At 70.9% G+C, this 25,797-nt stretch carries 24 protein-coding genes and 1 pseudogene; 11 read left to right on the forward strand and 14 right to left on the reverse strand.

What is annotated here, in order from left to right:
• Positions 1-51: 51 nt before the first annotated feature.
• The 5 genes from FF096_RS09005 (at position 52) to FF096_RS09025 (ending at position 4,166) form a co-directional block, all read left to right on the forward strand.
• Positions 52-804, forward strand: coding sequence for a recombinase family protein (locus FF096_RS09005; protein ID WP_375335315.1), 753 nt, complete (start codon positions 52-54; stop codon positions 802-804).
• A 345-nt stretch (positions 805-1,149) separates the two neighbouring features.
• Positions 1,150-1,509: a hypothetical protein gene (locus tag FF096_RS09010; RefSeq protein WP_230462425.1), complete on the forward strand. Its 360-nt coding sequence runs from the start codon at positions 1,150-1,152 to the stop codon at positions 1,507-1,509.
• A 25-nt stretch (positions 1,510-1,534) separates the two neighbouring features.
• Positions 1,535-2,290, forward strand: a complete 756-nt coding sequence (locus tag FF096_RS09015; protein WP_155216339.1) for an ATP-binding cassette domain-containing protein — start codon at positions 1,535-1,537, stop codon at positions 2,288-2,290.
• Positions 2,287-3,549, forward strand: a complete 1,263-nt coding sequence (locus tag FF096_RS09020) for a hypothetical protein (protein ID WP_155216341.1) — start codon at positions 2,287-2,289, stop codon at positions 3,547-3,549. The genes FF096_RS09015 and FF096_RS09020 overlap by 4 nt, the downstream gene beginning before the upstream one ends.
• On the forward strand, positions 3,546-4,166 hold the full coding sequence (locus tag FF096_RS09025) for a hypothetical protein (RefSeq protein ID WP_155216343.1): 621 nt from the start codon (positions 3,546-3,548) through the stop codon (positions 4,164-4,166). Before FF096_RS09020 ends, FF096_RS09025 begins: the two co-directional genes overlap by 4 nt.
• Positions 4,167-4,257: 91 nt before the next feature.
• On the opposite strand, the pseudogene FF096_RS09030 reads toward FF096_RS09025, so the two are convergent.
• Positions 4,258-7,280, reverse strand: a pseudogene (locus FF096_RS09030) (Tn3 family transposase).
• Between the two features lie 69 nt (positions 7,281-7,349).
• Between FF096_RS09030 and FF096_RS09035 the strand changes: the two are divergent.
• Positions 7,350-7,871 (forward strand): pyridoxamine 5'-phosphate oxidase family protein, encoded by a 522-nt coding sequence (locus FF096_RS09035; RefSeq protein ID WP_230462427.1) that lies wholly within the window; start codon positions 7,350-7,352, stop codon positions 7,869-7,871.
• A gap of 266 nt (positions 7,872-8,137) precedes the next feature.
• Entirely contained in the window at positions 8,138-8,479 is a 342-nt protein-coding gene (locus tag FF096_RS09040) for an RNA polymerase-binding protein RbpA (RefSeq protein ID WP_046564157.1), read from the forward strand.
• 60 nt (positions 8,480-8,539) lie between these two features.
• Here the strand turns inward: FF096_RS09040 and FF096_RS09045 are convergent, their stop codons facing one another.
• The 9 genes from FF096_RS09045 to FF096_RS09085 form a co-directional block, all read right to left on the reverse strand.
• The gene (locus FF096_RS09045) at positions 8,540-9,067 is read right to left on the reverse strand and encodes an FxsA family protein (protein WP_155216345.1); all 528 of its coding nucleotides are present in this window, start codon (positions 9,065-9,067) and stop codon (positions 8,540-8,542) included.
• An 88-nt stretch (positions 9,068-9,155) separates the two neighbouring features.
• Positions 9,156-9,965 carry a polyprenol monophosphomannose synthase gene (locus tag FF096_RS09050; protein ID WP_309222956.1) on the reverse strand — a complete coding sequence of 270 codons (810 nt, stop codon included), beginning with the start codon at positions 9,963-9,965 and terminating at the stop codon, positions 9,156-9,158.
• Between the two features lie 40 nt (positions 9,966-10,005).
• Entirely contained in the window at positions 10,006-11,598 is a 1,593-nt protein-coding gene (gene lnt, locus FF096_RS09055; RefSeq protein ID WP_375335322.1) for an apolipoprotein N-acyltransferase, read from the reverse strand.
• Positions 11,599-12,157: 559 nt separating this feature from the next.
• Entirely contained in the window at positions 12,158-13,489 is a 1,332-nt protein-coding gene (locus FF096_RS09060; RefSeq protein WP_309222957.1) for a glutamate mutase L, read from the reverse strand.
• The gene (locus FF096_RS09065) at positions 13,486-13,878 is read right to left on the reverse strand and encodes a hotdog domain-containing protein (RefSeq protein WP_155216347.1); all 393 of its coding nucleotides are present in this window, start codon (positions 13,876-13,878) and stop codon (positions 13,486-13,488) included. The genes FF096_RS09060 and FF096_RS09065 overlap by 4 nt, the downstream gene beginning before the upstream one ends.
• The gene (locus tag FF096_RS09070) at positions 13,875-14,630 is read right to left on the reverse strand and encodes an OAM dimerization domain-containing protein (RefSeq protein ID WP_309222958.1); all 756 of its coding nucleotides are present in this window, start codon (positions 14,628-14,630) and stop codon (positions 13,875-13,877) included. Before FF096_RS09070 ends, FF096_RS09065 begins: the two co-directional genes overlap by 4 nt.
• Complete coding sequence (locus FF096_RS09075; protein WP_309222959.1) at positions 14,627-16,186, reverse strand: lysine 5,6-aminomutase subunit alpha TIM-barrel domain-containing protein; 1,560 nt, start codon at positions 16,184-16,186, stop codon at positions 14,627-14,629. The genes FF096_RS09070 and FF096_RS09075 overlap by 4 nt, the downstream gene beginning before the upstream one ends.
• A complete protein-coding gene (locus FF096_RS09080) occupies positions 16,183-17,748 on the reverse strand; it encodes an amidohydrolase (protein WP_155216852.1) in 1,566 nt (521 codons plus the stop codon). The genes FF096_RS09075 and FF096_RS09080 overlap by 4 nt, the downstream gene beginning before the upstream one ends.
• Before the next feature lie 7 nt (positions 17,749-17,755).
• Entirely contained in the window at positions 17,756-18,805 is a 1,050-nt protein-coding gene (locus FF096_RS09085) for a zinc-binding alcohol dehydrogenase (RefSeq protein WP_309223052.1), read from the reverse strand.
• A gap of 153 nt (positions 18,806-18,958) precedes the next feature.
• On the opposite strand from FF096_RS09085, the gene FF096_RS09090 reads away from it, so the two are divergent.
• Positions 18,959-20,365: a lysine 2,3-aminomutase gene (locus tag FF096_RS09090; RefSeq protein WP_309222960.1), complete on the forward strand. Its 1,407-nt coding sequence runs from the start codon at positions 18,959-18,961 to the stop codon at positions 20,363-20,365.
• A 96-nt stretch (positions 20,366-20,461) separates the two neighbouring features.
• On the opposite strand, the gene FF096_RS09095 is transcribed toward FF096_RS09090, so the two are convergent.
• A complete protein-coding gene (locus FF096_RS09095) occupies positions 20,462-20,656 on the reverse strand; it encodes a CsbD family protein (RefSeq protein WP_155216349.1) in 195 nt (64 codons plus the stop codon).
• A gap of 263 nt (positions 20,657-20,919) precedes the next feature.
• Between FF096_RS09095 and FF096_RS09100 the strand changes: the two genes are divergently transcribed.
• Complete coding sequence (locus FF096_RS09100) at positions 20,920-21,528, forward strand: histidine phosphatase family protein (protein WP_155216351.1); 609 nt, start codon at positions 20,920-20,922, stop codon at positions 21,526-21,528.
• A gap of 11 nt (positions 21,529-21,539) precedes the next feature.
• On the opposite strand, the gene FF096_RS09105 is transcribed toward FF096_RS09100, so the two are convergent.
• The 3 genes from FF096_RS09105 to FF096_RS09115 form a co-directional block, all read right to left on the reverse strand.
• Complete coding sequence (locus FF096_RS09105; protein WP_309222961.1) at positions 21,540-22,010, reverse strand: Lrp/AsnC family transcriptional regulator; 471 nt, start codon at positions 22,008-22,010, stop codon at positions 21,540-21,542.
• An 85-nt stretch (positions 22,011-22,095) separates the two neighbouring features.
• The gene (locus tag FF096_RS09110; RefSeq protein ID WP_155216353.1) at positions 22,096-23,238 is read right to left on the reverse strand and encodes an acyl-CoA dehydrogenase family protein; all 1,143 of its coding nucleotides are present in this window, start codon (positions 23,236-23,238) and stop codon (positions 22,096-22,098) included.
• Positions 23,235-24,350: a Xaa-Pro peptidase family protein gene (locus FF096_RS09115; RefSeq protein ID WP_309222962.1), complete on the reverse strand. Its 1,116-nt coding sequence runs from the start codon at positions 24,348-24,350 to the stop codon at positions 23,235-23,237. The genes FF096_RS09110 and FF096_RS09115 overlap by 4 nt, the downstream gene beginning before the upstream one ends.
• A gap of 171 nt (positions 24,351-24,521) precedes the next feature.
• Between FF096_RS09115 and FF096_RS09120 the strand changes: the two genes are divergently transcribed.
• Positions 24,522-24,749, forward strand: coding sequence for a hypothetical protein (locus FF096_RS09120; protein WP_155216355.1), 228 nt, complete (start codon positions 24,522-24,524; stop codon positions 24,747-24,749).
• 134 nt (positions 24,750-24,883) lie between these two features.
• Positions 24,884-25,792 carry a 5'-3' exonuclease gene (locus FF096_RS09125; protein ID WP_155216860.1) on the forward strand — a complete coding sequence of 303 codons (909 nt, stop codon included), beginning with the start codon at positions 24,884-24,886 and terminating at the stop codon, positions 25,790-25,792.
• The last annotated feature ends 5 nt before the right edge of the window (positions 25,793-25,797 follow it).

The following is a 25,797-nucleotide window of genomic DNA, read 5'->3' on the forward strand; positions in this document are numbered from 1 at the left end:
CCGGGCGTGTCCAAGAATCCGCCGCAGCGTTTGTTGGGCACCATGGATGGCATGACCACCCCCACGCCCGTTCCGGTGGACCTTCTCGCGCCCGCTCCGCTTGCCGGGGTGCTCGTCGGCTACGGCCGGGTGTCGACCCGCGAGCAGAACCTCGCCCGCCAGGAGGCCGCGCTGACTGCGGCCGGCTGCGCGCGCTGCTTCTTCGACAAGGCCTCGGGCAAGAACGCCGACCGGCCGGAGCTGGCCCGGATGTTCGACTACGCCCGGCCCGGTGATGCCCTGACCGTGGTGTCGCTGGATCGGCTCGGCCGGTCCCTGGAGGACCTGATCGGCATCGTGGGTCGACTCAAGCGCCAGGGGGTGGGGTTCCTGTCGCTGCACGAGAAGCTGGACACCACCACCGCCGGCGGCATGTTCGTCTTCCACGTCTTCGCCGCCCTGGCCGAGTTCATCCGCACGATCATCGTGGCCAACACCAACGAGGGCCTGGCCGCCGCCCGCGCCCGCGGCCAGCGCTTGGGCCGGCCACCGGCGATGACCCCGGAGAAGCTCGCCTACGCCCGCCAATTGCTCACCGAGCCGGACCGGTCCATCAGCGCCATCGCCAAGCTCGTCGGCGTCTCGCGCAGCACCATATACAAGGCACTGCCCGAACTGCTGCCACCGCAGTTAGCGCAGCCGCGCCTCGCCGCCCAGATCGCCGCCCTGCCCGACGACACCCGGCCCGCGCCCGACCTCGCCCTGTACGATCCTCTGCTCAGCACCTCTCCGCGTGGCCGAGGCGGGCCCCACGCTGGGCAGTGAGCGCTGAGAAGCCGCGGCGGTCGGCTGTCATGATCGGCACGTTCTTGCCCAGGGGACGTGAGATTGCCGGGTGGCGGCGTCACTGCGTCGACATGCCCCTGCAAGGGAAATTGGCGCACATAGACGCATGAGTCGGAGATACTCTCTTCGTCTTTAATTCTCGTGCGTCTCCAGGCAGGGAGCGGACCTCCAAGTCATGCAAATGGCAGACAGCGAATCGTCAGCCATTGACGGCGGCGACTGACAGTGCTTGGGTGAATTCGACTAGTCATCATCACGGCCATGCGCATGTGCCATCCGTAGCGAGGATCGGAGAATCGCATGAGGCGATCGACGGCGGCCGTGATGACGGTCGCCCTCGGGCTGTCCACTATCGCGGTGGCCAGTCCGGCATGGGCGAACCCGTCGGGCTGCTCCCAGGGCAACCCGGTGATTTCCCAGAGCGGCGGCTACATGACTGCCTACAACGACGCGTACTGCTCCACGTCCGCGACCCGCACCTTCCGCATCGAGATCAAGAGGAACGTGAGCGTTCTGCCCGACCCGGTGGTGTCCAGTTACGACGACCACTACACGGGCACCGTCTACTACGCTGAGACCAGCAGCTGCGACGGCGGACGGACCGCGAACTACTACGGTCGTTCATTTTTCACCTCTCACCCGACCTATGAGGACACCGGCAACCTTCAGGTGACCACGTGCTGATCCTGACGCATTCGGGGGGCCCGCGATGGATGACCCAGTCATCGGACACGGACTGGCGCAGCGGTACGGGAAGCGGAATGTGTTTCGCAATCTCGACGTCGTGGTTCCGTGCGGGGTGACGGTTCTGTTGGGCCCGAACGGGGCCGGGAAGACGACACTGCTGCACACCATCGTGGGTCTCAAGCGTCCGGTGGCGGGGAACCTTCACGTTCTCGGTCGTGATGTGCTGCGCCGCGGCGGTCTTCGGGCCGTCGCGGCGCGAATCGGTTTCCTGCCACAGACGGTGTCACACTACCCCGGCTACACCGTCCGGGATTTCGTCGGCTACGCCGCTTGGCTTAAGGGCGTACCGGAGCGAGACATCGGCGTGAAGGTGGACCGGGCGCTGCGGTTGATGAATCTGTCCGGGCGGGCCGCCTCACGCATGGGCAGCTTGTCAGGCGGGCTGCTGCGCCGGGCCGGTATCGCGCAGGCGATCGTGCACGAGCCGGCGCTGCTCATTCTCGACGAGCCGGCGGCCGGTCTCGATCCTCAGCAGCGCATCGAGCTGCGTCGTGTCCTGCGGAAGGTTGCCGACACGGCCGCCGTGCTGGTCAGTACGCACGTGGTGGACGACGCCCAGCACGTCGCGGACACCCTGATCGTGCTCAACGAGGGTTCGGTGGTGTTCACCGGGACGGTGGCCGGGCTGGAAGGCCTTGCCAGGACAGGAACGGACGGGGACAGCGATCTGGAGCGCGGCTATCTGGCCGCGCTGCGGCAGCCGGCGGTGCGCGCGTGACCCCGGTCCGCATCGAGCTGCGCCGAGGGCCGGGCTTGTGGAGCCTGCCTGTCCTGGTAGGGATCGGCGTGTTCATGGCCCGCGCCCAGATGAGCGCGGACAATGTCTGGTCGTACGCCACCGGCGCGGTGACGAGCGCCCCGGTGCTGATGGCTCCGCTGGCCGTGGGTGTTGCCGCCTGGGCGGGAGGCCGCTCGCAGCGCCGCGCCGCACGCCACGCCTGGCTGCTGGCGGGCCGCGATCCGGCGCAGGCGCCGCTGGTCGAGGCCGGCGTGCTGGCGGCATGCGCCACCGTGGCCTACGCCCTGGTCGCGATGGTGACGCTGGTGCCCACGGCGGCGACCGCGACGTGGGGTGGCCCGTTCTGGTGGTGGCTGGCCTCGGCCGGGGTCGGCTTCACCGCCGCCATCTGTGTCGCCTACGGCGTGGGCGTGCTGCTGCCAGGTCGGTTCACCCCGTTCATCGCCGCGCTGGTCACTTACCTGGCCACCACCTGGAACCTCGGGCAGTACGGCACCTGGTACGCGATGTTCCCGTTCACCGTCGAGCTGATCCCACCGTTCAGCGCACCGCATGCTCCGACCATGCGCGGCCAGATGCTGTGGTTCACCGGCCTGGCGCTGCTGGCCCTGGCCCTGGCCGCCGTCAAGGTGCGCTCCTCGGCCCGAGTGGTGATCCCGGCAGTCGGGGCGTCCCTGGCCTTGGCCGTCAGCGGCGCCGCGATCGTCATCGGCGAGAACGGCCGCTACGTCGACGTGAACCGCCACATCGTCTGGTCCTGCTCCGGCAGCTCACCCCAGGTGTGCATCCATCCCGCTTTCGCCAACAGCTTCTCGCCGATCAGTCAGCGGGCGCAGGCGATCACCCAGCGCCTAGCCGCCACACCATTCGCCATTAGCCGGGTGGAACAGCGCCCCCGAGGCGTGGGCGGCCTACCCACACCAGGCGCGATCGCCTACGCCCTCGACGCCCCCACCGTCGAGCACTACGACCGCGCGAGCCTCGACATCGCCATCGCCGCCCTCGGCGTCGACTCATGCGCCCACGGGCCTCGACGGGACAACACCGCTCACGCCATGGCGCAACTCGTCGTGGCGTGGGCCGTCGGCGACGACAACCTGTTCACACCACGCACCCCCGACCAGCAGCAGGCCAAAGTGAACTTCCTCAGTCTGCCCCTGAGAAACCAGCAGCAGTGGCTCACCGCCCACGCCGGCGCCGTGCGTACCTGCTCCCTGGCCCCGCAGTCGTTCACATGATCGGCCCCCGACTACTCCTGAAGTCCCGACGAGCGGCGCCCCTGCTGCTGGCCCTCATCACCGTCGCAGTCGTCGCCCGCGAGCTCGCAGGCCAACACCTGTTCATCGGCGCCAGCGAGCCGATCCCGCTACCCTGGGCCGCCGTTCTGCCCGCGATCACCGCCTACCTCACCACCGCCGCAGCGTGGTCGGCGCTGCCGATGCAGGAACACCTCGCCGTGCGCCGCGTCGACCTGTACGACCTGCTCTACCTGGCCGCGGCCGTCCTCATCGGCGCCGCATTGGTCGCCTGGGCAGCCCAGCCGCTCACCGGCACCATCACCGAACCCGGCGCGCTACGCAACTACCTGGGCCTGCTCGGCTACTCCCTGCTCGGAGCCGCCGCCTTCCGCCTCAGCATGGGCTGGATGGTCCCGATCACGGCCTTCGGCATCGGTTTGGTCGTCGCGGGCACCGGCACCGACCTTCCGCCGCTGGACTGGCCAGCCCGCAGCGACACAGACCCGGCATCCTGGGCCGTCAGCACCGCGCTCCTGCTCACCGGACTGGCAGCCTTCGCCAGCCCCACGCGCCGACGCGCCTCAGCGTTGCATGCGGCGCGCGTCGAACTCGAGTAGAGGATCCGGTCGAGACCTCAACCGTCGACGTTGCCCGCCCGCGCAGTATGACCGCAACCCCCGCCGGCAACGGCGGCTACCCGGGGCCGGCTCAGGCGAACTCCGCCGGACCGGGTAGGCGCAGCGGCCGGTAGCCGTCGGCGTCGAGCTGGGCGAGTTCGCCGTCGATGTCCACGGAGTGGGTGCCGTAGAAGTGCACATTGGCGTGATGGGTGGGCCAGATGTGGGCGAGGACCTCGTCGTCGACCTGGCGGCCGCCGGTGCGCAGCGCGCCGACGGCGAGGCCGTGGTATTCGGTGACCAGCAGACGATGGCGTTGGTGGCCAGGGTCAGGCACCACATCTGCTCGGTCTGCTGCTCGTGGTGCCGGCGGCGGATCGCCCCCTCCCCGGCGTAGGCCAGGGAGCGGCGCAGGGCGTGCAGGTTTTCGCCCTTGTTCAACTGCCGGGCGATCCTGCGCCGGTAGGTCTCGTCAGCCAAGTACCGGGCCGCGTACACGGTGCGGCGCAGCGCCCCGTACTCCTTGATCGCCGAGGTGAGGGCGTTCTGCTGCCGCTTCGACGAGCACAGCTTCCCGACCACCAGGGCGGCGGTGGCATGCCCGCCCTGCACCGAGGCGGCGACCCGCAGCAGGTCGTCCCACATGCTGACGATGAGGTCGGTGTTCAGCCGGCGGGTCAGCAGCGGGCCCGACCGCGGATACCGGGCCAGGACGTCGGCCTTCGCGCCCGTGCGGTAGAGGGTGATCTTCCCCAGGTCGCGGATGCGCGGCGAGAGCTGCTTGCCGACCAGGTCGAACAGGGCGAAGTTGGCCAGGGTGGCGCCGTGGGTGTCGGTGGCGTGCTCGAACGTCGGCAGGTCCGTGGCGTTGCCCAGCAGCCCGTCCAGGACGTAGTGCGACTCCGGGGCGGTGGCCACGATGACCTTCGTGTCGAACGTCGAATGCTGATCGGAGACGTGGGTGTAGGTCGACACGCCCTGCCCGCGGGCGAAATACCGCGACAGGTGCCGCGCGGTGATGGACTTGCCCTTCACGGGAAACCGCTGCCCGTCGGATGACGACAGCGCCCCCGACCCGAACGCCCGGGTCAACGGCAGCCGGTGATGGTAGTTCACCACCGCGGCGTTGGCCGCCTCCAGAGTCTCGGGTCGGAAGTACCACTCGGCGGTCCACGCGAGGACGTCGTACGGTACGCCGCAGGACTCGGCCATCGCGGACAGGCCCATGTTGGTGGCCTCGGCGATGATCACATACAGCAGGTTGCGCTTGAGCTCCGCCGGCCGGTTCACCTTCCCGCCCGCGTGCACCAGATGGTCGGTGAACCCGGTCCGCGCGTCGACCTCCACCAGCACCGACGCGAGAGGTAGGTGGGGCAGCATCGCGGCCAGCTCGGCGCGTAGCGCGTCGGCTTCGGCCGGTACGTCCTCGGCCGTCAACGGCGGGATGATCAGCTCCCCGTCGTCGGTGAGCCGCACCTCGCCCGGATCGCCCTTGGCCAGCTGGGTCTCCAGGTCGGCCAGGGCGGTATGCAGCTCCTCGTCGGCCTGTGCGAGGGCGTCGGCGGCGGGGGCCGGCTTGCCGACCAGGTGGCAGAACTCGGTGCGCTGCGGCGCCCACGCCTCAGCGGTCAGCAGGAACGACGCCGGGTCGGCGTACCGCCGCGACCCTGGCACGAACACATCACCGGAGCGCAGCCCATCGCGCAGGCCAATCAGCACCGCGATCTCCCAGTAGTGCCGATACTCGGTCACGTTCCCGGCCTCCGCCGCAGCGGCCAGGTACCCGGCCCACCTCGTGGGCACGAACCCCACCGGCGCCCCGGCCGGCACCTTCCGGGTCCCGGTCGCGTACAACTCCGCCAGCACCGCCACCGCCTGCAAGAGCTGCTCGGTGCCCGGCCCGCCGGCAAACCGCACCGCCGCCAGCACAGCCGGGGCGAACTGGCGCAGGTAGGTCATCGAGGCGTGCATCATCGCCAAATGCCCGTGATCACGCGGCAGCCGCTCACGCCGCTCGGTCCAGGCCGCGCGCATCCGCTCCATCCCGATCCGGCCGCGCAGCAGCCCACCGATCTGCTCATCACCCACTCCTGGGTCGAGCACGATGGTCAGGATTTCGTCGAGCAGGGCCTGCCGGTTCTCCCCACCCTTAGCGCGCTCCGCCAGGGCCTCGACGACCTTCTGCCGCGCGGCCGACTCACGTCCGGAGACGGCCTGGTCGAACAGAAGCAACGTCTCATCGAGGACATCAACGGCGGACTGGGCGAGCAGGGTCAACAGGATCGGATACCGCCGCTCCGGCTCGCGGCGCTGCAACGCCTGCCCGGTCAGCCGCCGCCCCACGCCCGCCAGGAACCGGCGACGCTCGGTCGGCAGCATCGACAAGTCCAGGGTGTGCGCGTCCAGGCGGCGCAGGTAGGCCAGCTTCTCCAACTCCGCCTTCACCGCCATCGGACTCGACGACGTCGGCCCCACCCCCAACCAGGCGAGAGGGGTGCGCCCGAGGTAGGCGTCGGGCACCAGCAGCAGGTCCAGCTCCGCCCGGCGACGGTCGGTCAGCAGATGCGCCACCCGCGTCCACGTCTCCGCCCGCGCCCGGGCCCGCGCCGTGGCCACGTGCTCCAGCAGGTGCACCACACCGGGCCGCACCACTCGCGACGAGATCAGATACTCACAGGCCAGCCGGAACAGCAGCTTCGGCGAGTCGTGCTCCATCGCCCGCGCGAACAGGAACTCGTCCAGGTCCTTCCACTCGGCGGTGTCCATCGCCCGCCACCCGCAGTACGCCACCACCTGCCGCAGATGATCCGTGCGGGTCTGCTCCCGCTCCCCGTAGCCGCGCAACTCGCCCATCGGCACACCCAGCCGCTGCGACAACCGGCCCACCACCGCCGCCGGCGCCGAGACCACCTCGTCCGGCACGAACCCCAACCACGGCAGCGTGCACAACTGCACCGCCGCGCCCAGCACGTTGCGGCCGGTCCGGAACTTCCGCAGGAACGCCTCGTCCGGGCCGGTCACCGTGAAGTAGCGGATCAACTCAGCCCGCGTGACCTCCGGGAACCCCCGAAGCCGCGCCAGCTCCTCCTCGGAGAACACATCCCGAGTCGCCACCCACCACCGCCCGCACAGCGACCGTCACCGAACGGACGGCACGCTACGGGTCACCCACCACGAAGATCAATGGACCTTAGCGTTGGTTTTTCGCTGGAAGCTACGGACAGGCCCAAGGGGCTGCGCGGCAGCCTCACGGTGCTCGACGAGCAGACGGTGGCCTATCTGGACTTCGCCGGCGGCAACGCCGAGACCATCGCCCACCTGCGGGAGAACGGCCGTATCACGCTGATGTGGTGCGCCTTCACCGGCCCGCCCACCATCGTGCGGGTGCACGGCCGGGGCGAGCCGGTGTTCCGTGACGACCCCCGCTTTCCCGACCTGCTGGCACGCTTCACCGACATCGACACCACCCAGCACGGCCTCCGGGCGATCATCGTGGTGCACGCCCGGCTGATCCGCGACACCTGCGGGTTCGCGGTGCCGCTGATGACCTACGACGGTGACCGGGACCTGCACGCCCGCCGGTTCGGCCGGGAGGACGACGCGTCGCTGGACACCTACTTCGCCGGCAAGGACGACATCGCCACCAGCATCGACGGCCTGCCCGGGCTGCCGTTGCCGCTGCCGCCGACACCCCGAACCGGCTGACCGTGCCGCGACACCTTCGGCTACGACGCGGCGCGTCTGCCGTCGCGTCCCCGCCACCTGGCCCGCGCCGGTTACCATTCCCGCTGGCGGCGACGGTCCGCTGAGACGACCCGGCTGGGACGACCCCGCCGGGCGTACGTCATGGCCGGTTACCCTTGACTGCGCACCCGGGTCTGCGGGCGTCGAGGCGTGGCCGTGGGAATGGCCCGACGGAGACGGACCGTTACACCGATAGGACCTGCACCACCGAAGAGGGGAAGTCGATCATGGGCGAGCGTATGCTGCGCGGTAGCCGGCTGGGCGCGGTCAGCTACGAGTCCGACCGCAACACGGAGCTCGCGCCGCGGCAGACCCGCGAGTACCTGTGCGCCAAGGGTCACCAGTTCGAGGTGCCGTTCGCCGTCGACGCCGAGGTGCCGACCACCTGGGAATGCAAGTTCGACGGCAGCGTGGCCCGACTCGTCGACGGCAGTGAGCCGGAGCAGAAGAAGGCCAAGCCGCCGCGCACCCACTGGGACATGCTGCTGGAGCGGCGTTCGATCGCCGAACTGGAGGACATCCTCGCCGAGCGGCTGCAGGAGGTCCGCACCCGTCGCGGTCGTGCCTGACGGCGAAACGTCGACGGTGCCCCCGGGAATTCCCCGGGGGCACCGTCGTGTCCGGCCGCGTCAGCGCGGCTCCACGATCTCACCCTCGATGGCTTCCCCCTCGACGGCCGTGCCGGGCGTCGGCGACGTCGTGGGCTGCGACGGTGGCGGCTGCTGCGGCCCACCCCGATACACCCGCACCCGGCGTGGCCCGAACAGGTCACCGGCGGTCATCGACGACACCCGCCGCTCGGCGGCCCGCTGCACCCCACCACGGATCAACCCGCGCACCGGCGGCACCAGCAACAACAACCCCACCACACTGCTGACCAGGCCCGGGGTCGCCAGCAGCAGCGCGCCGAGCAGCCCCACCAGCCCGTCGGTCACCTGCCGACCGGGGGGCCGACCCGCCTGGGCCGCCTGCTGGAAACCGCGCCACGCCCGCACACCCTCCCGGCGCAGCAGCACCAGGCCCAGCAGCGAAGCCGCGAAGACCAGCAGCATCGCCGTACCGAACCCGAACGCCCGACCCACCGCCACGAAAACGGCGATCTCCACGGCCGTGGACACCAGCAGAGCCAACGGTACGAACCTCAGTGCTCGGCGCATATCACCCCATCCGCCTCACGGCGCCTCGTCGTCGCGGCGCGCCCGGCGGCGCAGCCGTCTGGTCTGTCCAGCATGACACGCCGCCCGCTCAGGGCCACCGCGCCTGCCCGGCGGTGACCCCGTGCAGTCCCCGCCGCACCGCGGTGCGCCGGTCACGCAACGCCCAACCGGTGATCCGCCACAACGCCTCCACGACGATCAGCGGGCTCATCTTGCTGGCGCCGCGTTCCCGTTCGGCGAAGGTGATCGGCACCTCCACGATCCGCGCCCCCGCCCGGTGCGCCAGCCGCGACAACTCCACCTGAAACGAGTACCCCTGCGAACACACCGAATCCAGGTCCAGGGCGTCCAACACCCCGGCCCGGTAGACCCGGTAGCCGCCGGTGGCGTCGGCGACCGGCATCCCCAACGCCAACCGCGCGTACAGGTTGCCGCACCGCGACAGCAGCAGCCGCCGCAGCGGCCAGTTGACCACCCGGGCACCCCGGGTCCACCGCGAGCCGATCACCACGTCGGCGTCGCGGGCCGCCGCCAGCAACGCCGGCAGGTCCTCCGGGGCGTGTGAGCCGTCGGCGTCCATCTCCACCACCGCGTCGAACCCACGCCGCCGCGCCCACGCGAACCCGGCCAGATACGCCGCGCCGAGTCCCTGCTTGCCCTGCCGGTGCAGCACGTGCACCCGCTGGTCGGTGCGGGCGATGCCCTCGGCGATCTCGCCGGTGCCGTCGGGGCTGTTGTCGTCGGCGATGAGGATGTCCACCTGCGGTGCGGCCCGGCGGACCCGCCGCACGATCGCGGTGACGTTGTCGGCCTCGTTGTAGGTGGGGATGACCACCAGCACCCGACCCACGCCGGGCACCCCGGTCGTCACCGGCCGGATGTCCGTTCCGTGCCTCACCGCTGCCCCCTCACCCCGGGTGGGCGGCCACCGGTGCGGTTCAGCCGTCCCGCCGGCGCCGCAGCACCGCCGCGCCGGCCAGCGCGGCCACCGCCAGCCCGGCCAGCACCACCTCCGGCAGCACCCCGACCCGGGTGGCCAGCGTGCGTCCCTCGGTCAGCTGAAGCTGCCGCACCACGACCGCGCGGGTATTGAACCCGGTGGCGTCGCTTACCCGCCCGTCCGGGGCGACGAACCCGGACACTCCGACCGTGGAGGCCATCAACGCGGCACGGCCGTGCTCGACCGCCCGCAGCCGCACCATGGCCAACTGCTGGCGGGCCTCCGCCTCGTCGAAGGTGGCGTTGTTGGTCTGCACCACCAACAGCTGCGCCCCACCGACGACGGTGTCGCGGACCAGCCCGTCGTAGGCGACCTCGAAACAGATCACGTCGCCGAGCACCACCGGCCCGCTGTGCACCACCCCCGCCTCGGTGCCGGCCACGAAGTCGGCCCGCACCCGGTCGACCTGGTCGCTGACCATCCGGGCGATGCGACGCAGCGGCACATACTCGGCGAACGGCACCGGATGACGTTTGATGTACAGCTGCTCCAGGTCGGGGCCGCTGCCGGGCCGCCACAGCAGTCCCGCGTTGCGCACCTGCCCCTGTTGCGGCCCGAACAGCACCGCACCCACCAGGATCGGCACCCCGACCGCGTCCGCGGCGGCGGAGATCCGGGCCCCGGCCGAGGCGTTGCGCAGCGGGTCGATGTCGCTGGAGTTCTCCGGCCACACCACCAGATCCGGTCGGGGTCGGGCACCGGCGGCCACCTCGGCGGCCAGGGCGATGGTGGCGTCGACGTGGTTGTCGAGCACGGCCTGCCGCTGCGCGTTGAAGTCCAACCCGAGCCGTGGCACGTTGCCCTGCACGATCGCCACCGTCACGCTCGTCGCGTCGCGGGTCGTCGCCACCGGCACCAGCAGCCCACCGGCGAGCAGCAGCACCACCGTCGCCGCGCACCCGGCGGCGGGCACCCACCACCCCCGGCCGTCGACTCGACGGGCCCGCGCCGCCCACCAGACACCGGTGACCAGCAGCCCACCGGCCACCGCCACCGCGAACGTCACCAGCGGCGCACCGCCCACCGCGGCCAGCCGCAGCAGCGGCGACTCGTCCTGACCGAACGCCAACCGCCCCCACGGGAACCCGCCGAACGGTGTCCGGTCACGCAACGCCTCCTGCCCCACCCACAACACACCGGTCACCGCCGGCCACCCCGCCGGGAACCGGTCGACCAGCGGCGACACCCACGCCGTGGCCGCACCCAGCAGCGCCACATACGCCGCCTGCAACAGCGACAGCAGCACCCACGGCAGGTAGCCGGTGTGCAGGTTCGTCCAGGCCAGCATCGGCGCGAACAGGGTCAGACCGGCTAAAAAACCCAACCCGGCACCGGCCCGCAGCCGCCGCCGGTGCGTCGCCGCGGCCAGCAGGGCCACCCCGACCGGTGCCAGCGGCCACCACCCGTACGGCGGGAAGGCCAGCAGCAGCGCCAGCCCGGCGGCCACCGCCATGACCACCGCCACCGGCAGGCGCACCGGCCCGGCCACCGGCACGGGCGTCGGCGGGTGGGATCCGGCGGCACGGTCCACGGTCGTCACGGGCGGGTCGGACGCGATCACGCGCCGAAGGCTACCCGCTGACGCTGATCGTCAGCGGGTGCGGGGCGACCCGACGGATGCTCGACGCACCGCGTCCGCATCGGCCCCTCCCGCCGCCGCTGCGTCGGTCAGTGGCGATGGTCACCCACGAAGTCGGGGCGCGGCATACGCCGCGCCCCGATGCTCCCAGGCCCCTCCCGGCCGGTGCGGCGGAATGTGACACGCCGACCTTCGGACCGACCGGACGATGACTGGCTGTCTCCGCCTGGCCGTTGTCTACTGGCCGTGCACCCCATCCTGCCCGTACACCGGTAACCGCGGCCGGTTCGCGCCGCCCCGCCGACCCCCGCCCGCTGGACCTGGCCGCCGCGACTGACGATGCACCGTGTCGCTCGGCCAGCGGACGAAGGGACGAAGCGAACAACAGCCGCTTCCCGTGGTAGGACTCAAAGACGGTACGTGGCCCACCCCCGGGCTTGTCAACCCACCCCCGACGAGTCGTCGCACCGCCCTCGGCGTGTCGCTCCCGACCGGCCACCGTCCACCCTGCTCACCCCAGCAACGGCCGCACCAGCGCCCGCGCCGCCACCGGATGCTCCTCGGCGAGCAACCCCGCAGCGGCCAACACATAGTCGGTGTCCACCACCGGCCGGGCCGCCCGAGGCAACGCCCACCCACCGGCATGATCGGTCAACACCGCCGCCAACACCCCCGCCGCGTCGCCGCCCGGGGCATGCCGCAACACCCCACCGGAACCGACCAGCAGCCGCACGTCCCGCAGATCCCGACCGGCCCGCTCACCGGTGCCCACCCCACGGGCATGCCGACGCAACGCCACCGTCGCCGCCAACGCCGCCAACTGTGCGTCGACCGCCCGCCCGGCGGCGTCGACCGGCAACAACCCCGGATCGGCGGCCCGCACCGCCGCGTCCACCGCCAACGCGTCACCATCGGCCGCCGAGACCAGACGTTCCTCCACAGCCGCCCGCACCACCCCCGGCGCGCTCCACCGCACCCCCAGATCCCCCTCCACCGTCCGGGCCCGCCACAACTCCCCGGCCACCTCCCGGCCCGGCCCGCTGGCCCGCTCGTCCGGGGTGAGCACCGAGTACACGTCCGTGGTCGCCCCACCCACGTCGACCACCGCCAGGTCACCACCGGCCACGTCGGCGAGCACCTCCACCCCCGACAGCACCGCATCCGGCGTCGCCGCCCGCACCAGCCGCGCGAACCGGCCACCCCGCGACAACCCCTTACCGCCGATGACATGCCGCAGGAACACCTGCCGGATCGCCGCCCGCGCCGACTCCGGCGCCAACACCCCGATGCGGGGCAACACGTTGTCCGCCACCGTCACCGGCACCCCGGCCGCGGCCAACAACCCGCCCAACTCGTCCCGCACGTCGACGTTGCCCGCCAACACCACCGGCACCCGCCACCGTGCCCGCGCCAGCCGCGTCGCGTTGTGCGTCAACGTGTCCGCGTCCCCACCATCGGTGCCACCCACCAGCAACACCACGTCCGGGCGGGCCGCCCGCAACGCCGTCAACTCGGCCCGACCCAGCCGCCCCGCCGCCACATGCACCACGTCGGCCCCCGCCGACAGACCCACCCGGCGACCCGCCTGCGCCGTCACCAACGGCTCGTAACCGATCACCGCCAGCCGCAACCCACCCCCGGCCGACGAACACACCAACCACGGCACCTCACCCGAGGTCACCCCCGCGCAGGCCGCACCCACCGCCGCGGCCAGCCCATACCACACATCCGAGCCCACCGTGGTGGGCGCCGCCGCCGCCGACACCAACCCACCACCGTCAAGGTCGACCACCGCGACCTTCGTGTACGTCGAACCGACGTCGGCGCAGACCGCGACACTCACGCCGCAGCGGGCACGACCACCGTGCCGGTCGCCGTCACCGCCACCAACGGCTCCGCCAACACCTCCGCCGCAGACTCACCCCGATCCGGCCGACCCCGACACACCACCCGCGCCTCGAAGTCGATGGTGCGGCTCCGGCTACCCACCCGCGTCACCGTCGCCACCACCTCCAACACGTCACCGGCCCTCATCGGCGCCCGGAACTGCACATCCGAATACGACGCGAACAACCCCTCATCACCGTCGGTGCGGATACACACCTCGGTGGCCACATCCCCGAACAGACCCAACGCGTACGCCCCGTCCACCAGGTTGCCCGCATAGTGCGCGTACGCGTACGGCACATACCGCCGATGCGTCACCGTCACACCCAACCGCGGATCCGTCATGCCACCCTCGCCTCCCTGCCCGTGATCAACGCATGGACCAGGTACGACGCCACCTCACCCGGAGTCGTCCCCCGACCGAAGATCCGATCCACCCCCAGCTCGGCGGCCTGCGACTCGTCGAACCGCGGCCCACCCACCACCAGCAACGGCCGCCGACCCGCCGGCATCGCCTCCCGGAACGCCGCCGACATCTCCCGCGTGTTGTGCACATGCGCGTCCCGCTGCGTCACCACCTGCGACACCAACACCGCGTCGGCGCGCGCCACCCGCGCCGCCTCCACCAACTCCGGCACACTCACCTGCGCACCCAGGTTCGTCACCGACAACTCCCGGTAGTACTCCAGACCCTTCTCCCCCGCGATGCCCTTCACATTGAGGATCGCGTCGATGCCGACAGTGTGCGCGTCCGTGCCGATACACGCCCCCACCACCGACAACTTGCGCCGCAACCGCCGCTTGACGATCGCGTTGACCTCCTTGGCGCTCAGCAACGGAAAATCCCGCTCCACCACCCGCACCGCCGACAGGTCCACCAGATGGTTCACCCGCCCGTACACCACGAAGAACGTGAACCCGTCACCGATCGGCTTCGCGTGCACCACCATCGCCGGGTCGATACCCATCTTGTTGGCCAACTGCGCCGCCGCACCCTCGGCCCGCTTGTCATGCGGCACCGGCAACGTGAACGACACCTGCACCATGCCGTCACCCGTGGTGTCCCCGTACGGCCGCACGACACCGCCACCACTCACGACGACTGCTCCAGAATCTCCGTCGCCGGGTTGTAGTAACCCGGCTCATGCCGCGCCACCCCGTCCAGACCCTTACCCCGATCCGCCGGCCGCCTCATGATCCCGAACGTGCCCTCGGCGATCGCCGTCAACAACGACTGCTCACCGATGCGCTCCAACAACTCCACCGCCTCGGACAACACCCGGTTCGCCCGCTGCTGCACGAACCCGCCCGGCACCGGCCGGAAATCCTCCGCCATCCCGCCCGCCGCACCCAACACGTACCGCACGTTCTGCAACGCGATGTCCCGGTCCGACAACCACGGCGTCACCACCGCCTCCGTCATCATCCCCACCAGCAGAATCCCCTGCCCGGTCAGCGCACCCACCAGGTTGAAGAAACCATCCAGCAGATTCCCCCGGAACACGTCACCGGTCATGTGCTTCGTCGGCGGCATCCACTTCAACGGCGCATCCGGGAACAACTCCCGCGCCAACAACGCGTGCGCCAACTCCAACCGCAACGACTCCGGCACATCCGGGTTGATCTCGAAGGCGTGCCCCAACCCCAACTGCCAGTCCGCCAACCCCGCCTCATGCCCGAAGTACTCGTTGAGCAACTGCGACACCGTCACCGTGTGCGCCTCGTCCACCGCGTCCGCAGTGGTCAGATAGTTGTCCTCACCGGTGTTGATGATGATCCCCGCCCGGGCGTGCACCTGCCGCGAGAACCGCTGGTCCACGAACGTCCGCACCGGATTGATGTCCCGGAACAGAATCCCGTACATCGAATCGTTGAGCATCATGTCCAGACGCTCCAACCCGGCCAACGTCGCCATCTCCGGCATACACAGCCCCGACGCGTAGTTCGTCAGCCGCACATACCGGCCCAACTCCTTCGACGACACATCCAACGCCGCCCGCATCAACCGGAAGTTCTCCTGCGTCGCGTACGTGCCGGCGAACCCCTCCCGCGTCGCACCCTCCGGCACGTAATCAAGCAACGACTGCCCCGTCGACCGGATCACCGCGATCACATCCGCCCCGGCCCGCGCCGCCGCCTGCGCCTGCGGGATGTCCTCGTAGATGTCCCCCGTCGCCACGATCAGATAAATCCACGGCCGCCGCGGCGGATCCCCGAACCGCCGCACCAACCGCTCCCGCTCGGCCCGCCGCCGATCGATACGCCGAATCCCCGCCGCCACCGCCCGCCGCGCCGCCCGCCGCGCCGCCGTCGCCGCCCGACCAGACGGCACCACGAACCGCACCGACCCCGCCGCCGCCTTCTGCGCCAACAACGTCACATCCGCGCACTGCTCCCGCACCAACGCGTCGAACACCGGCAGCGCCACCCCGTGACCCAAACCGACATCCGCCACCACCGCCTCCACCAGACGGTTCACCCACGGAATGCCATCCGGATCAGCACCGGCCACCCCCGCCAGCCGCAGCACCGCCCGCTCCACCGACACCGTCGTATGGCTACGCGCCAACTCCACCACCGGCTGCCCGGCCCGCCGCGCCAACTGACGCGCCCGCGCCACCAGCACCGGATCCAGATCAAGCTTCCCAGTCACGCGGACCCTTCCTCATAAATCACCTCGCCACGCAACACCGTGCGCCGGCACACCGGCAACGGCGTCGGATCATCCGCACCCCGCGCCTCCGGATCCTCGGCCTGCAACACCGGCAACCCCCGCTCCACCCCAGCCGGCGTCGACCACACCGCGAACGTCGCCGGCGCACCCAACGCCAGAACCCCCTCGCTGTCCAGATGCACCGCCCGCCAACCACCCCGGGTATGCGCCGCGAACGCAGCCCGCACACTCATCCGCTGCACCGGGTTGTGATGCGCCACCGCCGCCCGCACCGAACCCCACGGATCCAACGGCGTCACCGGCGAATCCGACCCGAACGCCAACGCCACACCCACCCCGTGCATCGCACCCATCGGATTCGACGCCAACGCCCGCGCCAACCCCAACCGCGCCTCATACATCCGACCCGCGCCACCCCACAACCGGTCGAACGCCGGCTGCATCGACGCCACCACCCCGAACTCCACGAACCCGGCGATCAACCGCCGATCCACGATCTCCGCGTGCTCCACCCGATGCCGCGCCGCCCGCAACCGATCCGTACCCACCTGCCGGGCCGCCGCCGCGAAACCCTCCAACACCGTCGACACCGCCGCGTCACCGATCGCATGGAACCCGCCCTGCATCCCATGCGCCGCACAATCCAACAAATGATCACGGACCTGGTCCGCGCTCAGATAACCGTGACCACACCCGTCACCATCGGCGTACGACTCCGACAGAAACGCCGTACGCGACCCCAACGCACCATCAGCGAACAAATCACCACCGGCACCGACCGCACCCAACTCCCGCGCCCGAGCCGCACCACCCAACTCACCCCAGTACCCGTACACCTCCGGCACCCCCGCACCGGAAATCGCCAACAAACCGGTGAAATCCTCCTCATCGGAAATCTCCGGCCCACCACACTCGTGCACCGCCGCGATCCCCAACGACGCCGCCCGCCGCAACGCCACCCGCTGCGCCGCCACCCGCTGCGCCCGCGTCACCGACGCCCGCGCCACCGCCCGCACCACATGATGCGCATCACGACGCAGCCAACCCGACCCGTCGTACCCCGGCACACCGGCCGCCTCCGGACACGCCGCCAACAACGCCGACGACACCAACGCCGAATGAATCGACGCCTGCGACAGATACACCCGCCGCCCGGCCGCCGCCCGCCCCAACTCCTCCGCCGACGGCGGACACCCCACCGACCACGTCGACTCGTCCCACCCGTGCCCCAACACCACCGCGTCCGCCGGCAACCCCGCCGCGAACGCCGACACCGCGTCCAACAACTCACCAGCCGAACGCACCCCGGACAGATCCAGCCCGGACAACACCAACCCCGTGTCGCTGACATGCACATGCGCGTCCACGAAAGCCGGCGTCACCAACGCACCAGCCAGATCCACCACCCGATCCGCCGACGGCGCCTCCGCATCCGAACCCAGCCAGGCGATCCGCCCATCACGCACCAGCAACGCCGTCGCGGACGGATCCGCCGGACAATGCAACACACCGGCGCGATACAAGGTCGAGGGGTTGTTCATCATGGCCTCAGTCTGCCGCCAGCCGCGCCTCGAACAGCCCACGCACCCCCGGCTCACCCCGCAGCAGACCCAACGCCAACTCCGCGTGCCCCGGCACATAACCGTTACCGACCAGCATCGTCACGTCCGCCGCCAGACCCTCCGCACCCAACGCCGCCGCCGCGAAACTCGTCGCCATCGAGAAAAAGATCACCGTGCCGCCGTCCGCGGTCGCCAACACCGCGCCATGCTCACAACCCGGCACATCCACACACACCACCGTCACGTCCGCCGGCACCCCCAACGCCGACGTCACCGCCGTCGACAACGCCACCGGATCACGCGCGTCGGCCATCGCCACCGCATCCGCAACACCGGCCGCCACCAGCGCGTCACGCTCCCCGACCACCGGCACCACACCGACCGTACGACCCGCACCCGCCCGCCGCGCCGCCGCCAACGACAACGAACCGCTCTTACCCGCCCCGCCGACCACCGCCACCGCCACCGGCCGGTCACCGCCCTCGGCCGACCGCTGCGCCACGTACTGCGACACCACCCGCGACGTCAACGCCGGCGCACCACACACGTCCAGCACCGCCAGGGACAGCTGCGGATCAAGATCCGTCGGCAGCACCGCCGCGACCGACCGGGCGAACAGAATCGCCCACCCCTCGCACGGCACCTGCTCACTACGACCGTCCCAACGGGCCAACCCGTCGGTCACCACCAGCGGAGTCAACGTCAACGACACCAACGTGGCCACCCGATCGCCCACCGCCAACCCCAACGGCGACCGACGACCCGCCTCCTCGACAGTGCCGATCAACATGCCACCCGACCCGGTCACCGGGTTCTGCATCTTCCCCCGGGTGGCGATGATGTCGAGCACCTCGGCCCGCACGGCGTCACCGTCCCCACCGTGCTTGACCGACAACTGCCGGAAACTCGCCGCGTCCAGGTTCAACCGCTCCACCCGGATCCGCACCTCGTTCGGCGCGATCTCCGCACTCGCGTCCAGCCGCCAGGCAGCCTGCGGCAGCACACCCGCCGGTTCCACGACGCGGTGCAGGCCCACCGGTGACGTCACGCCGACCTCCCCTGTCCGACCGCCTGAAGCCCCGCCTTCGGCTCGCGTGGCGGGAAAACTTACGGCAGACTAATTTCTCTACCGAAATTTTTCCAGTAGCCTTCGGGTCGCTGACCACCCGGACAGACCAGAGGAGGGGCCGTGACCCAGACCCAACCGCCGGTGCAGACCATCCCGGCACCACCGCCGGCCCCCACCACCGCCCGCACCGGCCAGCCCTACGAATACCGCCGCACCCCACTCGTCGAACCCGACTGGACCCGCTTTCCCGGCTGGCGCGACATCACCCGCGACCAGTGGGAGAACGCCCAGTGGCAACGCGTCAACTGCGTCAAGAACATCAAGCAACTACGCACCGTGCTCGGCGACACCGTCGACGACACCTTCTACGCCGACCTCGAAGCCGACCAGCGCGCCCTGGCCACCATGTCCATGCTGGTTACCCCACAAATGATCAACACCATGACGCCGGACGCGCCACCCACGACCGAAGCGCTGCTCGCCGACCCGATCCGGCGCTACATGATCCCGGTGGCCTCCGACCGACGCACCGACTGGCCGTCACACCCGTACGCCACCCGCGACTCACTCCACGAACACGACATGTGGGTCGCCGAAGGACTCACCCACCGCTACCCCACCAAAGTCCTCGCCGAACTGCTCTCCACCTGCCCGCAGTACTGCGGCCACTGCACCCGCATGGACCTGGTCGGCAACTCCACCCCCACGGTCGACAAACTCAAACTCACCCTCAAACCCGTCGACCGCTACAACGCCCACATCAGCTACCTCAAGGCACACCCCGGAGTCCGCGACGTCGTCGTCTCCGGCGGCGACGTGGCCAACGTGCCCTGGCGCAACCTCGAGTCCTACCTCATGCGCCTGCTGGAGATCGAAACCATCCGCGACATCCGGCTCGCCACCAAGGCACTCATGGGCCTACCCCAGCACTGGCTGCAACCCGACGTCGTCGAGGGTCTGGAGCGGGTCGCCCGCACCGCCGCCCGGCGCGGCGTGAACCTCGCCATCCACACCCACGTCAACCACGCCCAGTCCCTCACCCCACTGGTCGCCAGGGCCGCCCAGACCGCCCTCGACATCGGCGTACGCGACGTACGCAACCAGGGCGTGCTGATGCGCGGGGTCAACGCCACCAGCACCGACCTACTCGACCTCTGCTTCGCGCTCCAAGGCGAAGCGGGCATCCTGCCCTACTACTTCTACATGTGCGACATGATCCCCAACGCCGAGCACTGGCGCGTCCCCGTCTGGCACGCCCAGCAGCTCCAGCACGACATCATGGGCTACCTGCCCGGGTACGCCACCCCACGGATCGTCTGCGACGTGCCCTTCGTCGGCAAGCGCTGGGTGCACATGGTCACCGAGTACGACCGGGACCGCGGCATCTCCTACTGGACGAAGAACTACCGCACCTCCATCGAGTCCGCCGACCTGGAGGCGCTCAGCAAGCGCTACGCCTACTACGACCCGATCGACACCCTCCCCGAAGCCGGTCAGCAGTGGTGGCGCGACCACCGCGACGACTGACCACAGCAGCCGAGCCGGCGGCGACACCACCTGCTGGCCGTCACCGAGCACGAACGGGCCGCCGGGTTCAACCCGGCGGCCCGTTCGGCTGGACGGTCACTTCGTGACGGCGTCCTTCGCGTTCCGCCCGGCCTCCTTGACCTTCTCACCGGCCTCACGGGCGCGCGCTTCGCTCTGCTGACTGGCGCCCTCGGCCCGCATGCGCTCGTTGTCGGTCATCTCGCCGATGCGCTCCCTGGCGGCGCCGCTCAGTTCCTCGACCTTGTTCTTCGCCTTGTCGGTGAAGCTCATGTCGTCTCCCCTGCCTGGTCGGCGTAGCGCGGAGCGGACCGCTCCGCTGTGTGTCGTGTCCCCCGGTGCGGCGAGCTAAAACGGCTGTGCGGGTGGGTGGTGGCTGCCACATCCGCTAAGCCATCCTAGGATACTAGAAAGTGGGCGGTAGATCCTGACGGTGTCCGGCAGCGGGGCCCGCCCGGCTGGTTGACTGAGGCCATGGGCCTGCGAACCGGAGACCACCCGGCGGTGTGTGCCGGGCGACGTCAGGGCTCGACGGCATGAGCGAGATCGTGCTCGTCCGGCACGGGGAGACCAGCTGGAGCGCCAGCCGTCGGCACACCTCGTACACCGACCTGCCCCTCACCCCCGACGGCGAGCGGCAGGCCCGCGCACTCGGACCGGCCCTGGCCGGACGGCGGTTCGCCGCCGTGCTGACCAGCCCCCGGCTACGGGCCCGACGCACCGCGCAGCTGGCCGGGCTGGCCGTCACCGACACCGACGACGACCTCGCCGAATGGCACTACGGCGACTACGAGGGCCGCACCACCGCGCAGATCCAGCAGGAACACCCCGGCTGGAGCGTGTGGACCGACGGGTGTCCGGGCGGCGAGTCACCCCACGAGATCGGCGCACGCCTCGACCGGCTGCTCGCCAAGCTGCACCCCCTGCTCGACCAGGGACCGGTCGCACTGGTCGGCCACGCACACGCGTTACGCGTGCTGGGGGCCCGCTGGCTCGGCCTGCCCCCGTCCGCCGGCGGGCTGTTCCGCCTGGACACCGCCACCCTCAGCGTGCTCGGCCACGAACACGGCCGCCCGGTGATCCTCCGGTGGAACCAACCACCGCCCGCACCGCCCGAACAACGCGCCGCCACGGCCCGCCACTGACCAGCCGTCGATCAGCGGGGCGGCGGGACCGTCGGCTCCCGCCCCACCTTCGGTGGCCGATGCTCGTACGGGGTGGACAGCACGACCGTCGTCCGGGTGGTGACGTTGGCCGCCGTCCTGATCTCCTGAAGCACCCGCTCCAGATCGGCCGGACCGGCCACCCGGACCAGCAGCAGGTAGAAGTCCTCCCCCGCCACCGAGTAGCACGAGTCGATCTCCGGCAGGTGAGCCAGCCGTTCCGGCGCGTCGTCCGGCTGCGACGGGTCGAACGGCCGGATCGCCACGAACGCCGTCAGGGGCAGATCCAGCGCCTCGAAGGAGACCCGCGCCGCATAGCCCTTGATGACCCCGCGCTGCTCCAACCGACGCACCCGCTGGTGCACCGCCGAGACCGACAGGCCGACCTTCTCCGCCAGATCCGTGTACGACAGTCGGCCGTCCGCGGTCAGCGCCACCACGATGGCGCGGTCGATCTCCTCCACGGCGTGGAACCTACCGCCTACGGCCGGTCAACGCGACCGACAAGCCGCCCGCCGTCGCCATCCGCAGGTCGACGGTCGCGGTCGGTCAGCCCTTCGCCAACGCCCGGGAGATCACCAGGCGCTGGATCTGGTTGGTGCCCTCCACGATCTGCAACACCTTCGCCTCCCGCAGGTACCGCTCGACCGGGTGGTCGGCGACGTATCCCGCGCCGCCGAGGACCTGCACCGCCTCCACGGTCACCCGCATCGCCACGTCCGTGGCGAACAACTTCGCCTTGGCCGCCTCGATCGAGTACGGCCGCCCGGCGTCCCGCAGCCGCGCCGCGGACAGGGTCAACGCCCGGGCGGCGGAGATCTGGGTGGCCAGGTCGGCCAGGATGAAGCCGAGGCCCTGGAAGTCGATGATCGCCTTCCCGAACTGCTCGCGTTGCCGGGCGTAGTCCACCGCGTAGTCCAGCGCCGCCTGGGCCAGCCCGACCGCGCAGGCGGCGATGCCCAGCCGCCCAGAGTCCAGAGCGGACATGGCGATGGTGAAACCCGCCCCCGCGTCACCGATCAGCCGGTCGGCCGGCACCCGGGCCTCGTCGAAGACCACCTGCGCCACGGGCGAGGAACGCAACCCCATGGTGCGCTCGGCGGCCTGCGGAAGGATGCCGGGAGTGGCCCGGTCGGCCAGCAGGCAGGAGATGCCACGCGAGCCCGGCCCGCCGGTACGGCAGAAGATGTTGTAGAAGTCGGCCACCTGCGCGTGCGTGATCCACGCCTTGGTGCCGGTGACCACGTAGCTGTCCCCGTCGCGCACCGCCCGGGTGTTCAGCGACGCCGCGTCCGAGCCGCCCTGCGGCTCCGACAGGCAGTACGCCCCGAGCAACTCGCCGCCGATCATGTCGGGCAGCAGCTTGCGCTGTTGTTCACTGCCGAACGTGGCGACCGGGTGGCAGGACAGGGTGTGCACGCTGACCGCCTCGGCGACCCCGAGCCAGCGGCTGGCCAGGATCTCCAGCACCTGTAGGTAGACCTCGTACGGCTGGGCGGCGCCCCCGTACTCCTCCGGGTAGGGCAGGCCGAGCAGGCCCGCTCGGCCCAGCGTGCGCAGCACCTCCCGGGGGAACTCACCCCGCCGTTCGTACTCGACCACCTTCGGCGCGAGTTCCCGGTCGGCCAACTCGGTGGCCAACTCCAGCAGGTCGTGTGCCTCGTCGGAGGGCAGGATCCGGTCGACAGTCATAGTGTGATCAGCTCCGTGGGGGTGGTGTTGAGCCGTCGTACGCCGTCCGTCGTGCAGACGACGATGTCCTCGATCCGGGCACCGTGCCGCCCGGCCAGGTAGATGCCGGGCTCGACGGAGAAGGTCATTCCCGCCGCCAACGGCCGATCGTTTCCGGCCACCACGTACGGCTCCTCGTGGCCGTCCAGGCCGATGCCGTGACCGGTGCGGTGCAGGAACGCCTCGCCGTACCCGGCTGCGGTGATCGGGGTACGGGCGGCGGCGTCCACGGTCGCGGCGCTCACCCCGGGGCGGACCGCCGCCACGGCGGCACACTGTGCCTCGTGCAGCACCGCGTAGTAGTCGAGGAACCCGGGCGGTGCGGTGCCGCCGGCCAGGTAGGTGCGGGTGCAGTCGGAACGGTAGCCCGAGGGCATGGTGCCGCCGATGTCCACCACGACCGGCTCACCCCGGCCGATCGGCCGGTCGGAGGTGCCGTGGTGCGGGCTGGCGCCGTTCGGCCCGGCGGCCACGATGACGAAGTCGACGGTGACGTGCCCGGCCGCCCGGATCGCGGCGGCGATGTCGGTGGCCACCTCCACCTCGGTGCGCCCCGGCCGTAGCCACTCCCCCATCCGGGCGTGTACCGAGTCGATCGCCGCGCCCGCCTCGGCCAGGGCCTCCACCTCCGCGGCCGACTTGTGGACACGCAGTTCCCGCAGCACCGACGAGGCGAGCCGCTGCCGGGCGTCGGGCAGTGCCGCCCGCAGCGCCAGCACCTGCTCGGCCCACATCCGGTCGGCCAGACCGACCTCGCCGACCGGTCCGCCGAGGGCGGCGGTCACCAGCGGGTACGGGTCGGTGCCGTCGGCGTGGTCGACGATGCGTACCCCGGTGGCCGGTGCCGGCGACGCCTCGGCCGCCGGCCGTTCCAGGGTCGGCACGATCAGCGTCGGTTCACCCTCGGCCGGCAGCACCAGCAGGGTCAGCCGCTCACCGGCGTGCGCGTCGTACCCGGTCAGGTAACGCAGATCGGAGCCGGGGCTGAGCAGCAACGCGTCCAGCCCGGCGGCGGCGACGGCACGCTGCGCGGTGACCAGTCGCCCCGGCGGATACAGGTCCTCGAACCCCACCCAGCTAGCTTAACGGTCGTTTGGGTGTGGTGGGCGGACGGTGTCGAAGCCACCGACGCGGACCGGTCAGGATTCGAGAAGCATCGACCGTCGGACCTCACTAGCTTGGCCATCAGCTTCTCCCGGCCGGGCGATCGCCCGAGCTGATACCGCCACACACAGGAGGTACCGATGAGCGGGAACAACTGGATCCGGCAGATCCACCGGTGGCTGGCGATCGTGTTCACGGTGACCGTCATCGTCACCTTCGTCGCGCTCGCCCAGGAGGATCCGATCGTCTGGATCTCCTACCTACCGCTGCTGCCGCTGGCCCTGCTCATGTTCACCGGTCTGTACCTGTTCGTGCTGCCGTACGTGGTCAAGCGGCGCGGCGGGCGGGGCCCGGCCGGTGCGAGCTGACCGCGCGACCGGGCCGGAACGGTCATCGGTGCCTCCTTCGTCGCATCACCCGCAACGCCCCGACGGCCTGCCGTGCGCGGTGAACGTCAGTGGGGTGTGCCAGGCTGTCGAGCGTGACAGCGCAGACCCCGATCATGCTCATCGACGCGCCCAGTCTCTACTTCCGGGCGTTCCACGGCATCCCCGAATCCGCCGCGAAGACCACCGACGGTCAGCCGGTCAACGCCGTGCGTGGGTTCCTCGACATGCTCGCCAGCCTGGTACGCACCCGGCGGCCCGGTCGGATGGTGTGCGCGATGGACCACGACTGGCGGCCCGACTGGCGGGTCGCGCTGCTGCCGTCGTACAAGGCACACCGGGTCGCTCCCGAGGGCGGCGAGGTGGTGCCGGACACCCTCACCCCGCAGGTGCCGATGATCCTGGAGGTGCTCGACGCGCTGGGGGTGACCGTCGTCGGGGCGGCCGGCTACGAGGCCGACGACGTGCTGGGCACCCTGTCGGTCACCCAACCCGGCCCGGTGGAGGTGGTCTCCGGCGACCGGGACCTGTTCCAGCTGGTCGACGACGCCCGGGGAGTGCGGCTGCTCTACATCGGGCGGGGCGTGGCCAAGCTGGACGACTGCGACGATGCCGCGGTACGCGCCCGCTACGGGGTGCCCGCCGACCGGTACGCCGAGTTCGCCGCGCTCCGTGGCGACCCCTCCGACGGGCTGCCCGGAGTGGCCGGGGTCGGCGAGAAGACCGCCGCCCGGCTGATCGACAGGTACGGCGACATCGCCGGCATCCTCGCCGCCCTCGACGACCCGGCCGCCGGTTTCGCACCCGGGCTGCGGACCAAGCTCAACGCGGCACGCGACTACCTGGCCGTGGCACCGAAGGTGGTGCGGGTCGCCCTGGACGTGCCGCTGCCCGCCCTGGCGACCGAGCTGCCGGCGGCACCGGCCGACCCGCGACGGCTGCTCGACCTGGCCGAGCGGTGGAACCTCGCCGGCTCCACCCGACGCCTGGTCGACGCGCTCGCCTCCCGTACCCCGGCGGGCTGACCCGG

This window comes from Micromonospora sp. CP22, assembly GCF_009712475.1.
Lineage (GTDB): Bacteria > Actinomycetota > Actinomycetes > Mycobacteriales > Micromonosporaceae > Micromonospora.